14 protein-coding genes and 1 pseudogene are annotated in these 12,901 nt (G+C 40.8%); 7 read left to right on the top strand and 8 right to left on the bottom strand.

Annotated features, from left to right (window positions below; all coding sequences use genetic code 11):
• Nucleotides 1-29: 29 nt before the first annotated feature.
• Genes tnpA through ACQY3F_RS15155 form a run of 3 tightly spaced genes read left to right on the top strand, consistent with a single transcriptional unit; the run spans nucleotide 30 to nucleotide 1,400 of the window.
• Complete coding sequence (tnpA, locus tag ACQY3F_RS15165; RefSeq protein ID WP_428353701.1) at nucleotides 30-347, top strand: IS66 family insertion sequence element accessory protein TnpA; 318 nt, start codon at nucleotides 30-32, stop codon at nucleotides 345-347.
• Between the two features lie 8 nt (nucleotides 348-355).
• Complete coding sequence (gene tnpB / locus ACQY3F_RS15160) at nucleotides 356-709, top strand: IS66 family insertion sequence element accessory protein TnpB (RefSeq protein ID WP_428355774.1); 354 nt, start codon at nucleotides 356-358, stop codon at nucleotides 707-709.
• Between the two features lie 46 nt (nucleotides 710-755).
• The gene (locus ACQY3F_RS15155; RefSeq protein ID WP_428355773.1) at nucleotides 756-1,400 is read left to right on the top strand and encodes a hypothetical protein; all 645 of its coding nucleotides are present in this window, start codon (nucleotides 756-758) and stop codon (nucleotides 1,398-1,400) included.
• A gap of 27 nt (nucleotides 1,401-1,427) precedes the next feature.
• Here the strand turns inward: ACQY3F_RS15155 and ACQY3F_RS15150 are convergent, their stop codons facing one another.
• A complete protein-coding gene (locus ACQY3F_RS15150) occupies nucleotides 1,428-2,432 on the bottom strand; it encodes an IS630 family transposase (protein WP_428353111.1) in 1,005 nt (334 codons plus the stop codon).
• Between the two features lie 70 nt (nucleotides 2,433-2,502).
• On the opposite strand from ACQY3F_RS15150, the pseudogene tnpC reads away from it, so the two are divergent.
• Together tnpC and ACQY3F_RS15140 are read left to right on the top strand one after the other, a co-directional pair.
• Nucleotides 2,503-3,492: pseudogene (gene tnpC, locus ACQY3F_RS15145) on the top strand (IS66 family transposase); the annotation flags it as partial.
• A gap of 151 nt (nucleotides 3,493-3,643) precedes the next feature.
• Nucleotides 3,644-3,910, top strand: a complete 267-nt coding sequence (locus tag ACQY3F_RS15140) for a hypothetical protein (protein ID WP_428355771.1) — start codon at nucleotides 3,644-3,646, stop codon at nucleotides 3,908-3,910.
• 26 nt (nucleotides 3,911-3,936) lie between these two features.
• Here ACQY3F_RS15140 and ACQY3F_RS15135 read toward each other — a convergent pair whose 3' ends face one another.
• The 7 genes from ACQY3F_RS15135 to ACQY3F_RS15105 form a co-directional block, all read right to left on the bottom strand.
• A complete protein-coding gene (locus tag ACQY3F_RS15135) occupies nucleotides 3,937-4,200 on the bottom strand; it encodes a DUF2442 domain-containing protein (protein WP_428355769.1) in 264 nt (87 codons plus the stop codon).
• 10 nt (nucleotides 4,201-4,210) lie between these two features.
• Nucleotides 4,211-4,477: a DUF4160 domain-containing protein gene (locus ACQY3F_RS15130; protein WP_428355767.1), complete on the bottom strand. Its 267-nt coding sequence runs from the start codon at nucleotides 4,475-4,477 to the stop codon at nucleotides 4,211-4,213.
• Between the two features lie 686 nt (nucleotides 4,478-5,163).
• Nucleotides 5,164-5,457 carry a DUF2288 domain-containing protein gene (locus ACQY3F_RS15125; protein ID WP_428355766.1) on the bottom strand — a complete coding sequence of 98 codons (294 nt, stop codon included), beginning with the start codon at nucleotides 5,455-5,457 and terminating at the stop codon, nucleotides 5,164-5,166.
• A 30-nt stretch (nucleotides 5,458-5,487) separates the two neighbouring features.
• Nucleotides 5,488-6,303, bottom strand: coding sequence for a bifunctional DNA-formamidopyrimidine glycosylase/DNA-(apurinic or apyrimidinic site) lyase (gene mutM, locus ACQY3F_RS15120; protein WP_428355764.1), 816 nt, complete (start codon nucleotides 6,301-6,303; stop codon nucleotides 5,488-5,490).
• A gap of 18 nt (nucleotides 6,304-6,321) precedes the next feature.
• The gene (locus tag ACQY3F_RS15115; RefSeq protein WP_428355763.1) at nucleotides 6,322-6,837 is read right to left on the bottom strand and encodes an adenine phosphoribosyltransferase; all 516 of its coding nucleotides are present in this window, start codon (nucleotides 6,835-6,837) and stop codon (nucleotides 6,322-6,324) included.
• Complete coding sequence (locus ACQY3F_RS15110) at nucleotides 6,837-8,213, bottom strand: FAD-dependent oxidoreductase (protein ID WP_428355762.1); 1,377 nt, start codon at nucleotides 8,211-8,213, stop codon at nucleotides 6,837-6,839. The genes ACQY3F_RS15115 and ACQY3F_RS15110 overlap by 1 nt, the downstream gene beginning before the upstream one ends.
• A 47-nt stretch (nucleotides 8,214-8,260) precedes the next feature.
• Nucleotides 8,261-10,501, bottom strand: coding sequence for a terpene cyclase/mutase family protein (locus ACQY3F_RS15105; RefSeq protein WP_428355761.1), 2,241 nt, complete (start codon nucleotides 10,499-10,501; stop codon nucleotides 8,261-8,263).
• Nucleotides 10,502-10,738: 237 nt separating this feature from the next.
• On the opposite strand from ACQY3F_RS15105, the gene ACQY3F_RS15100 reads away from it, so the two are divergent.
• Both ACQY3F_RS15100 and ACQY3F_RS15095 read left to right on the top strand, forming a co-directional pair.
• Entirely contained in the window at nucleotides 10,739-11,380 is a 642-nt protein-coding gene (locus tag ACQY3F_RS15100; RefSeq protein ID WP_428355759.1) for a hypothetical protein, read from the top strand.
• Between the two features lie 140 nt (nucleotides 11,381-11,520).
• On the top strand, nucleotides 11,521-12,654 hold the full coding sequence (locus ACQY3F_RS15095) for a sulfotransferase family protein (RefSeq protein WP_428355757.1): 1,134 nt from the start codon (nucleotides 11,521-11,523) through the stop codon (nucleotides 12,652-12,654).
• Nucleotides 12,655-12,901 lie beyond the last annotated feature (247 nt).

Below are 12,901 nucleotides of genomic sequence, written 5' to 3'. Positions count from 1 at the left end.
CCATTGTTAAATACCACGGGGAATTTTAAATGGCAGCGTTAGAAAAAATACAGGAAAAGACTTTCTGGCCTATTCACATAGAGCACTGGCAGGCATCAGGCCAATCACAGGCAGCTTATTGTCGGCAACATGATTTATGCCCGCAAAAGTTCGGCTACTGGAAACGTAAATCGACTGTAAAGCCTACTACTTCCCCTACAGGATTTACGCGCATTCGGGTTGACGAGGGTATCTCACCGGATCTAGCTATTGGATTATCCTTACGATTTAATGATGGCACACGTCTGGAAGGTATTACGCAGGACACTATGCCGTGTATTCAACCACTGCTTGAGCTGTTGCGGTGACGGTTGTTATGCGTCCATCCCTGTCTTTAACGGAGGTGTATCTGTATCGGCGTCCCATTGATTTTCGTAAGTCACACCGAGGGCTATCGGCGATTGTTGAATGTGAGTTAGGGCATAATCCTTTTGAGGGGGCTCTCTATGCCTTTACGAATAAACGGCGGAATAAGATTAAATGCCTGTTTTGGGAAGATAATGGTTTTGTCCTTTATTACAAGTCATTGGTAGAAGAAACATTTAAGTGGCCTAAGGGTGAGGAAGAGACATTAACCTTAACAGGCCAGCCGTTAAACTGGCTGCTGGATGGCTTTGATATTAGCGCGATGAAAGGTCATAAAAAACTTCAATATGAGTCTGTTTTTTAGCTGTTTTTGTGTTCATTATTGCCACTATAAATGCTATAATAAAGCCATGATTTTAGCCGATATTTCAAATATAAAACAACAAGATAAAGCCGGTTCTTTGCTGTCGGAGAGTGTTGCTTTGTTGCTTGAAAAAGAAGAGGCTATTGATGAACTGACGCGTGTGATTGAAGTTAAGTCTGGGGTGATTTCCGAACAGAAAAAACGCATCCTTATTCTGGAAGAGGTACTACGCTTATCTAAAATAAAACGCTTTGGGTCATCGAGTGAACAATCTCATCAATCCTCTTTGTTTGATGAAGCAGAGAATGAAGCAGATAGCAGCGAGGAATTAGACCAGGAAGCTGATGAAGCACCTGAGGGCGATAAGCAGACAAGTTCTACTGGCACGAAGAAAAAGCCGGGACGTAAACCCTTTTCGGATAAGTTACCCCGCGAGCAAATTTTTATTCATTTAACGGATGAAGAAAAAGAAGGCGCTATTGATACTTTCTTCACGAAAGTGAAAGAAGAGCTGGATATTATTCCTGCTAAAGTACGTGTTCTTGAATACATGCAGGAAAAAGCGGTCTTTGTCGAACAGATTGAAGGCGAAAAGCAACGCCAGGTTAAAGCCGCACAAATGCCCAGACACCCTATTGCCAGAGCAATGGGAAGCATCAGTTTAATGTGCTTTGTTATTATCGCCAAGTAAGTACCCATGCAAAATTAATTTAACCTTTTATGCAAACTCTACTTTGTAATTCTTTCCAATATTAGACAGCACCTTAAATAATTCTTCCTGAAGAGAGGCATAGGATTCATAAGCTGAAAAAGGAAGCCATTCGTATTTTATTTTACGCCATATAATCTCGATAATATTTAACTCGGGTGAGTATGGCGGTATACGGTAAATGGATAGGTTTTTTTCTTTCCACCTTTCAAGGTTTTCATTAAATTCATTACTCGTATGAGTCGATGCATTATCAATAATAAGAGTTGTTGGTTTTTTAATCTGTTTAGCAAATTCATCAATACAAGCCACAACAACCGAAGTGTTTACACTCCCTTCAAAAACAAAAGAATCAAACCTGCAATCTCTGTTAACAAAACCTAATACATTAAGACGCTTGCTGTTTGAGCTTGGTATTTCAATCGTCTCACCTGACTGTTGCCAAGCATAAGGAACACAGGGTTCTAGTGTAAACCCCGACTCATCAAAGTAGCACAAATCAAGTTCATTCTCTTTATGTTGTTGTATTAATTCTTTTATTTCATCGGTTGCCAAATCAAATTTATCTTGATTACGCTTTATCCTTAAGGATTTTCTAACTCGTTTCCAAACAAGATCAGCTTGTTTACAAATACGTTTTATAGTATCAATGCTAACTGAAATGCCTAGATCTTCTTCAAATTTTGCTAGTACTGATTTTAATGATCTAGGAGATTTTTCAACTCTCTGGACTAAGCTTATTTGTTGTTTTTCAGTTAAAATACCTCGCCGTCCTCTTCCCTGACAGTCAACCAATCCATCGATTCCATTCTTTTCCCAGTTAGAAAACCAAGTGGAAACAGTTTGGCGGCATACGTTATAAATAGAACAAATCATGGGAACAGAATGCTCTTTGAAACTTAATAAAATAGCATGAGCTCGACTTCTACTTAAATGAAGTGGATGGTTTTTATGCATCACATTTAAAGCAGTAATTTCTTCTGGGAGTAGGTGTTTTATATAGAGCACAAACATTTAGAGTCAGCAAAATAATTGTTTATTATGACACCTTTTTTCGTTAAATTAATTTTGCGTAAGTACTTATGCTGACGGCTTACCTTTATATCGGCAAGAAGGCATCTTGTCTCGTTATGGGGGTGACATCTCCAGAGCGACATTAGCAAACTGGATGATCGCACTGGCTAAACAACTTCAGCCCCTGATTAACCTGATGCGAGAGCATCAACACACAGGGGCAGTCATACTCGCTGATGAAACGCGGGTTCAGGTATTAAAAGAACCGGGGCGGCCAGCGACCTCAGATAAATATATGTGGGTGACGCTTGGCGGGCCACCGGGTGAAAAAAGCATCCTGTTTGAATACGATCCCTCTCGTAGTGGAGACGTCCCCATGCGCCTGCTTGACGGCTTTAGTGGCTATCTGCAAACCGATGGCTATGCGGGGTACAATGCCGTGTGCCAAAAAAACAGCATCACCCAGCTGGGGTGCTGGGATCATGCGCGTCGTTATTTTAAAGATGCCCAGAATGCACAGCCTAAACGCAAAAAGGGACAAAATAACAAACCCTCAAAAGCAGGTAAAGCGCTGAGCCTGATCAATAAACTGTATGTCATTGAGCGAGAAATTAAAGACCTGTCAGTGGATGAAAAATATCAGCAGCGCCAGGAGAAGAGCATTCCTGTATTGAGCCAGCTCAAAGCCTATCTGGAAGAAAACCAGCATAAAGTACCTAAAGATAGCCTGACAGGAAAGGCAATGACTTACCTGAGTAACCAGTGGGAAAAACTCAATGTGTATTGCACCCATGGTGAACTCAATATTAGCAACATCCTGGCAGAAAATGCGATTCGCCCGTTTGTGATAGGGCGCAAAGCCTGGTTATTTTCTGATACCCCTGCGGGTGCTCGTGCCAGTGCAATACATTACAGCCTGATAGAAACAGCTAAAGCAAATGGGCTGGAGCCTTATGCATATCTTAAGCAGGTTCTCACTGCTTTACCTTATGCTGATACGGTTGATAAAGTGGAGGCTTTGTTGCCCTGGAATATTAAAAAATCAGATACGCCTGAATAGGGCAAGTACGTGCTTCGTTGAGCGCTTACGCTATTTGCTAACCTGCAGTCGGTATATTGAATTAAATCCTGTGCGTGCAGGAATGGTAAAAGATCCTTCTGAGTATTCTTGGTCTAGTTATCGGTTTAATGCCTTGGGAGAGAAGAATGAGTTGATAACTCCCCATGCTACTTATCAAACTTTGGGAAAGAATCCTAAAGGTTGCAGGCTAAGTTATCAGGCATTATTTCTACGGCATATCCCTGAAGCTGTAATAGGGGAAATTCGCGCCGCAACAAATAAAGCCTGGGTTCTTGGCGATGACCGGTTTAAGGCTAAAGTAGAGCGTTTAATTGCCAGGCAAGTTCGACCAAAGTCACGTGGCGGAGATAGGCGTTCAGAGTTATTTAAGAAAATAGATGATAGCAATCGAGTCTGACTCTTTTGGTTTGGCTCGCTTCGCGATCACAATCTGACCTTGTTCGTTAGGCACTTTTCTTTCACACATTTTTCATATACAAACTGGGGGTCAAGGTCTATACCATTTTCCCATTCAATCGTGTCAAAAGAAACCCGAACCTTTAAAAACAAATTTAAGTCTTTAATTTTATGAAATATACCAAAATTTAAATATGGCTCCATGTTTAATATTCCACATTCATTATTATCAAACTCAACGTAAACTTGATAATTATCTTTAGGTACAACTTTAATTACTGAAGGATACATTTATTTTCCCTTACTGAAGTGGTTGTATTTTAAATGGTTCCTCTCCATTCATTACCAAATTCCAGTCAGCCATCAAATCCTCTTGATGCAGTTCAGCCCAAGCCAAAACTAGCTTCGTTTGTTTCTTTGGCAATTTACCTTCCATAACTTCACATGTTCGTATATCCACACTCGCCTTATATTCAGCATAATAGACATGAAAATGCGGTGGCGGATGTTCGCTTGGTGCATAATACATACGAATAATTATTCCATAAAACATTGATATGGTAGGCATTGTTACTTAGCTTCTCCGTACATTGATTCTTTAGGAAATTTAGTTTCATTATAACGTTTAATCAATAATGTACGAGAATTTTGTGCCTAACGACCTAGCTGTGCGGCGTAAACGAAGCGTTGTTTGACGTCCGAAAGAGCGCCTTGTGTCGCCCAGCATGGCGTGAACTTATGAGGTGAAGGCCCTCTGTAGCAGAACCTACCTTATTCATTTATATTTTGAATAAGTATAACTACTAGCCGACGGCAATTGCAACCCCGCGAGGTGTTGTGAGAAGGAAGCCCCAGCGCAAATGAAGGATCGAATTTGTAAACGAAGACTTAATCGACTAGACTTTTCCATGTTAAGCTTTTTCTTAGGATAAATTGTTTTGTAGGAAATTCAATTATATCCAATATATGGTTAAAGCTTAACTTTAATATTCTTACTATTTTCTTTATATTCAGTCACTTACTGACTGACAGGTAGCGGTATTGGGGTCAGTATCGATTGAAAAACATATTTTTTCCCAGTGGCCGTTTTGGGGCGTTATAAGTCAGTTAATTATGAAAGTTATTTGCACTATGCCGTTTTGTCAAAATTAATCAAAGCTACTTGATTTTTTTCAACACACTTTCAGGAGGGCTGATCTATCCTCAATATTTCTTAGAGTATATTCTTGCCTTTAGAGCTGGGTTAATCTCGACTTATGCAACCTGCACTAGCACCCAGGGCTTTATAACCACTGCCCACATTTGTGCATCTTCACGAATCCATAGTGCAGCTTGCTGGTCTGTTACCAGGTGCACCTGCTGGTTTTTCATCCATTGTTCTACCAGCGTCTTATTATCCTTGGAAAATGCATCCGCAACCTCTACCAAGTCCAGTTCCGGGACGATATTGACGGCTAAGCCCTGGGCAAAAAAACGCTGTAGTTCAGACCAGACAATTTTTGAGGTTTCCCGATTTACTTTTTCTTTTGCTAGGTTTTCTTCGGTCATTTTTCAGGGAGTGTTTCCGGTTTTCTAGGTTTAAGTTTGGCAGTGAGTGCAATAGATAGTCGTTCTTTGTGCTTGTTTGATTTCGCTTAGAGGCTTTGCGCATTGTTTACAAGGCAGGCCTGAGCGGCCATAAGCACTCAATTCCTGTTTAAAGTAACCAGGCTTTCCGTCGCCGCCAACAAAATCACGCAGGGTTGTACCGCCTTGTTCAATAGCCCGACTGAGTGTGCTTTTTATCTGGGTTACCAGGCTGTTGTAGCGCTTTAAGGAAATATTCCCAGCGGCTCGCACGGGGCTTATTCCGGTGTAATGGAGTACTTCTGTGCAATAGATATTTCCCACGCCAGTGACAATATTCTGGTTCATTAGAAACTGTTTGATATTGACTTTTTTCTGCCTGGACTGTGCGTAGAGGTAAGCGCCAGTCAATTGCTCGCTTAGGGGTTCAGGCCCTAATTTGCTTAGTAAGCTATGTTGATAAGGTTCTGTTCCTAGCCATAATACCGCACCAAATCGGCGTGGATCGGTTAAACGAATACTTTTATTATGTGTAAAGGCAATTTCGAAATAATCATGTTTGGCGGGTGGGGTATTGTTAGCTAGAACTCTTAGGCTTCCAGACATGCCTAGATGAATTAATAGCGTGCCTGTGTCGAAGTGTAGTAGCAAGTATTTCGCCCTGCGACTCAAGCTAAGTAGTGTATGCTGTTCTATTAAACGGGGCAGTTCAGAAGGTATAGGCCAGCGTAGTTTTGGCTGGCGAATTATAACTTTGCTAACGGTTTGATTTTTAATGTGCGGGCTAATGCCGCGTAAGGTCGTTTCAACTTCGGGCAATTCAGGCATTACTTTTTTTTATCCGCTTTAGTAATGCAGTAATGAATGTATTTCGTAGTTTTCTAGTTTTTCTCTGCCCTTTATAAAGTCTAATTCGATAATAAAACCCAATGCTTCCACAGTCGCTCCTAGTTGTTCGATTAGTTCACAACTGGCTTTAGCTGTTCCGCCTGTTGCCAATAAGTCGTCTATGAGTAGTACCCGGTCATTTTTATCGACAGCATCAGTATGAATTTCCAGGCTGGCTGAGCCATATTCAAGATCATAGGAGACGCTTTGCGCATCGTAGGGCAGTTTTCCAGGTTTTCTTAAAGGGATGAAGGGCAGTTCAAGTTCCCATGCGACCAGTGAACCGAAAATAAAGCCCCTAGCTTCCATGCCGGCAACCGCAGTAATATTTCTATTAACAAAGGGTTTTGTTAGCTCTTTTACTGCAAGGCGCAGAGCGACTGGATCTTTTACTAAGGGGGTGATGTCTTTAAAGATGATGCCTGGTTTAGGGAAGTCAGGGATATCACGAATTTTATCTTTTAACTGTTGCATTAATGTTGCGTGTTTTTCTTATAAAATGAGCTGGGGCGTAACTCATTGATCGCCAATGGCTTGATAATGCAGAAAGCGTCTTTCATTACGCGGAAAACATTAGATAAATTCATTTTGCTTTTTCCGGATAGGTTGCGGATACACAGAAAGGCGACACTAAAAAAATGTTTGATGAGCACTGTTGGGTTTCTATTTAGGCCCGCTAATAAGGTGATCGGGCCGCCCGAGTTTTCCCCGCCCATGCGTAAATATTCAAACACACCTTGTTTAAGTAAGTCGTTTGACATCACACCGTAGAGCGCATTAGCCATAATGTTTACATTGGTATTGGCGTGGTAGCGATCCTGGTAGTATAGCTCCAGTTTTTCATGGATGAGCTTGGGGTCGTTGAAGTCAGGCATTTCCAGTAAGTGTGTACTGAGCAGGTAGACATCATTAAAAACAGCGGTTAACCCCCCGCCAGTAATAGGGTGGCGCATATTGAGTGCATCGCCTAGTAACACGGCACCTTCTTTTAATACCGGTTTTGCAGGCATATAGTGATTAGGCATGACTTTATAATCATTTTCTGCCATCGCCTGGGTAAGGCAGTGTTTAAATTCATCCGGTAAATAGGGCGCAACATTATCTTCGATGTGCTTTGCAATGTCGTCTTTTTTAGGTGCTTTTTCGCCGGGAAAGTCGATTAGTAGACGTGACTCGGTGCTAGAAATGGGGTAGCAAATAAACGGAGTGGGTGCTGACAGAAAGACATGGCCGTGATGTGGAAAGGGCAGTGTGCAGTCTTTGAGAATTATACCAACAAAAAATGAGGTGATAGTTTTTACATTGTTGCTCAAATCTTTACGAAAGCTAGAGAAAAAGCCATCACTGGTGATGGTGAGTTTGGCCTTGATGGTTTTAATCTCACGGGTATGTTTTTCTTTGTATATAATCCCGGTGACAACATTTTTTTCATCTTCAATAAGTTCAGAAACTGTGCCATGAAACTGGGTGACAGAATCATGGCTGAGGGCATCTTCACGAATTTTTTGTAAAAACCGGCCATTATGCAAGCCAACGCCGTGATAGTTGGTGGAATCATCCTGATTATAAGAAATTGAAAAATTCTTATCATTATTAAAAAGTGCATAACCATAAACGGGTTGTGCATCAAAGCCTTCTAATAAGTGCTCCAGTCCCATTTTCTTTAAGGTTTCAACGGCCCCCGGCTGTAAAAGTTCGCCGACTATACGCCTTTTCTCCGAAAACTCACGGTCTACAAGCGCGATTTTGACGCCTTTAGCAGCCAGATAATCTGCAATAGTAGCGCCAGCCATGCCAGCGCCAACGATACAAATATCAAAAAAATCATTATCTTCAGGTGGAGTGTTCATAAGCAATCTTTTTTATGGCTTTAACTATTTAATTTTAATACGAATAACTAAACTTTAATAGCCTTTTGTTGATAAAAGCGATTCAAGGCCCAGATAGGAAAAATATTTCGGTATGAACTATAAGTAATCATGCAGTTATAGTTAAAAACACCCGATATATTTTCCTGTGCCCAATCACCATCGTCTAGTTGTCTCTCTATCAGTAAATTTATTCCGCGTTGAATCGCTTCCTTATTATCTGCATTTGCTACCTGTAAGGCTAACAGTGCCCAGGCTGTGTTAACAACTTGTGATGTTTTAGCTTGTGTATACTCCATGTTTGCACAAGACTCATAGGTTTCTCCCCAGCCACCGTCAGGCATTTGCTTGTCTAGCAGAAAATCACTTGCTTTATTAATGCATGCGGATCTTGTATTGGCATCAATATAATCTTTACCTTGTACCAGTGCTTCTACTGCAAACCAGGTAGCATAAGTAAAACAAACTGCCCAGCCACCGTACCAGGATCCATCCTGCTTCTGCTGTTTAACTACAAATTGCAAGCCATTGGAAATTGCCTGACGTACTTCCGCTGTTTTATAGTCTGGATAGCATTCCAGTATTTCAAGTAATGCAATAACGCAGGCCGAGCTACATTCAGTCCATGAGTAGTCGATCATGATATCGGCAAATATTTCTGATGGGTTCAGTTTTTCCAGCCATTTAGGTGAGCGGCTTAGTTCATAAGTTGGCCAGCCACCATCTTTGTTTTGAAACGACAGAATAACATCCACTGCTTGCTTTATGCGCGTGTTGCTAATATCTGCTTTAAGCAACCCAGATTTATGAATAGCTAGAGTGGCGCTTAAACCTTCTGCCGTACAATCGGCCACAGGCCAGCCCTGTTCAGCTGTGGAAAAAGGCCAGCTGCCAATCATAGGATGGCGAAAAAATTCTTTATGGGTTTCATGCTCAGAGAGAATCTGCATATTATCGATAAATTGATAACTTTTCTTGATTGTCTCAGGAAATAACAGGCCTAGGTCACTTTCCAGCATGGCGCGCGTTGTGAAAGCAACATCCCATAATTGTGAGCCATTATAACCACTCATTTTCATGCCATCTTCCGCAATCCATAAATAGTCATACCAACGAGCGACATGTTTGTTAAATTGCTCAGAATCTTTGCCGTAGGCATGCCAAATACAGATAGAGTTAATGGTTTTACTAACCGGGCCTATATCCAGATATTCAGTTTGCGCATCCTCGGCATTAATGTACTTTAATAAATATTCACTGGTTCTGGTTTTTAACCAGGCTGGAATAATTTTTTCAAAAGAGTTAGTGAGCAGGTTCATCCATTTTAAAATCGGAGATTGCTGGGTGTAGCAATCTTTTTCACAGACTCTGTTTCTTTGTTTTGCCCAATCTATCGAATCAAAGTCTTCGTTGTATATTTCCTTTCTTAGAGACAGTATCAAATCATTTTCAGGCATTTGAATGCGATGAGTCTGACAGTAAGCCATTGGTAGGTAGACCATGCGGCTATGGCACCAGTATCTAGACGGGTGTACAGGTAGCCATTTGGGAAATAACCACATTTCTGGAAACAGACTATTAAAGCCATTCCAGTCATATAAATTGAGTAATGATAAATAAAACTTCCCCCAGGAGGGGATGCTAGCAGCACCACCGTTGGTTTTAATCCAGGTGCTGGCTTTGAGTAATCTTGGGTCGTCTTTAGCAACACCTAGTAGACGCAAGGAAACGTATTGCATGACCGTGCCAAACATAGTGGGCTGACCTTCAATATGCATGCCCCAGCCACCATCTGCATGTTGATGGTTGAATAAATAAACCTTCATCATTTCCTGATGAGGTTTAGGGAAGGGGGTTTCTGTAATATAAGAGGCTATTAATAATCCCGGCAGTAAAAACAAAGGGCCACCATAGTCGCCAGGCCAGTGACCCTCGTCACTTTGCAGTTGACTGAAATAGTGTATACCTCTGACCAGAGCATCAATTAAAGTTTGTTCTTCAGGTGTTTTTGCTCGAGGCGTTTTGCCAGTATAAGGGTGACTGTTGGTATCAACCGCCTGCTCTCTAAAAACCCGATCCCCTGATGTGGGGTTTTGTTGACGATCAAATGCAAAGTCTTTGTGGAAGGCAAACAGTTCCTGCTCGGTAAAATTATCAGCATTTTTTAAATGATCATCAATGTTTTGCGACTCAGGTTTGAATGCCCACACTTGGCGGCCCATTCTGGTGAGAAGTTTCCAATGATTCCAGCTTGATGTCTTTTGCGGCATGGTGATTTGTTTGTGATCCTGATTTGTTCTTAATTAGAGTGTTTAATATGAGTCGTTGCAATTATACAACATACACAACAAAATGTGATGTAAATAGCACAAATTAACATTAGTATAAATACGGTATATTTATGTAATTGATGTAAATCAATGTATTATGGTTTTTTATTGAGGTTTTTGTTTGTGTTAATAATGATAAAACTTGTATTGTCTGGCTTTGGCGACTATACTTAAATCATGAAAAATCTATTTTTTGTTGTTTTTTTGCTACTTTTTGCCCAGGCAGCGATTGCTGAGTCTATGCAGGAGAGTGTGTCAAAAATTGAAGCAAGCTGGGTTAATACCAGTGAGGCCCAGTCAACAAATGAACGTAAAAATGTTTTTTTACAGTTGGCTGAGGATATTAGCGAGGTTGTGGTCGCTTTTCCTAGTCAGGCTGAGCCGCTTATATTGAAATCAGCTATTCTTTTAACCATGGCCGAAGATGCTTCCAGTTTTGTAGCGCTGGGCTTAGTTAAACAAGCTAAAGAGCTATTGGCAAAGGCGATAGATATCAACCCAGAAGCGCGTGATGGCTCGGCTTTAGTCACCTTGGGTATTTTATATTATAAGGTTCCTGGCTGGCCTGTTGCCTTTGGTGATGACGATGCGGCGGAGTCTTATTTACTAAAAGCTTTAGCCGTTAACCCCAACGGTGTTACCAGTAATTACTTCTACGCAGAATTCTTGATGGAGCAGGGTAAAGATGAGCAAGCTGTCAGTTACCTAAACAAGGCTATTGGCGCAACTCTGGATCCTAGTAATGCTTCGTTTAAAATTAAAGCTAAACATAAGGCTAAAGCAAAAGCAGCAAAAGCAGCAAAAGCAGGTTTATTGTAATTCTTTAATTTCAGATTAGCTGTTGTATTTTTCTATCCCACAAAAGAGGCTTGTTTCAGCCTCTTGGCTATAGGCTATTTTATTAAATAGCAACTCAATTGTTATTGTCAACAGAAGTAAATTACACATGAGGTGTTCACATGTATTTTCTTTATTGGCCCGTCTTTTTAAAATTAATGTTGCGTATGTTTACGCCGCGCTATTTTAGACCAAAATTTGTATTTTTTGTTGGTTTTATCATTATTCCAGCAATATTATGGTTTCGCTTGATCGTCGTATTTTTTCAGGCACTAGACTACATTCTTTTTCCCGGGTTTTGGAGGCAAGAGGTTAAGCAGCCGTTGTTTATCCTAAGTAACCCCCGTAGTGGATCGACATTCTTACATCGAATGCTGGAAAAAGATCAGCAATACACTTATCTGTCCTTATGGCAATCGCTATTTAATTCAATTACCTTATATAAACTCGTCAATCTTATTGGCTCATTAGATAAAAAAATTGGCTGCCCGGTTGCGCAGATGATTGATGCAATTGATAGGCATTTTTTTAAAGGCTGGGATGGTTTGCACAAAGCGGGATTACGCTTTTCAGAAGAAGATGAATTTTTATTTGTCAGCTCATTTCTAGCGCCCGGTCTTATTCTATTTTTTCCTTACCTGCATGAAGTCGGGGATATTTTCGCACTGGATAATCTGCCAGATAAAGCTAGAAAAAGGGTGGTCAAAAACTTTCGCCTATCTGTTCAGCGGCATGTCTATGCTACAGGCGGTGCGACCTTTCTTGCTAAAAATGCAGCGGCAGGGGGTAGACTAGGTATTTATCAGGAGGCTTTCCCTGATATGCGTGTAATTCATATACGCAGTGACATACTCAGGTCTGTTGCGTCCTCGTTGAGTGTGTTTTCTAAGCCTTGGTCTTTTCATTCACCTGCCTGCTATCAACGAAAATATGAAAGTATGAGTGTGATAGAAATGGTACGCACCAATCATCAGGGGATAATTAACTATAGGCACAATTTTACCCCAGAAAATTTGCTAGATATTGAATACGATAATCTGGTGAGCGACCCCGAAAAAACCGTTATGTCAATTTATCAGCATTTTGGCATGCCATTGAATGCTGAATATAAGACCCGATTGCGCCAGGATTGCATCGCGGCTAAATCATACCGTAGTACACATAAGTATACTGTTGAAGAGTATGGTTTTACAAAAGAAGAAATTATCCGGCACTTTGATAGGAAAACTATAGAAAATCAGTTATGCGCAGCATAATAATGTCTCTTTAAGAGTCCTGGTATTACCTTAAGGTACTTCCTCAAAGTACATTTTCCAGCGACTCCATCCAGAATAGCTTATGTTGTTCTCAGTTATTTCGCCACTCTTGCCTGAATTAACAAACCCATGTCAAATTATTTGATTTGCGCTACGCAACTAAAGAATTTTAGCCGTATAATGTCCTTTATATTGAGTAATTGTAATTTCAGACGACCGTAATAACGTATATGAGTAATCATTCCAC

This window comes from Methyloprofundus sp. (assembly GCF_965251085.1).
Classification (GTDB): domain Bacteria; phylum Pseudomonadota; class Gammaproteobacteria; order Methylococcales; family Methylomonadaceae; genus Methyloprofundus.
The sequence above is the reverse complement of the archived record's forward strand: the minus strand, read 5'-3'. Positions and strand labels throughout refer to the sequence as shown.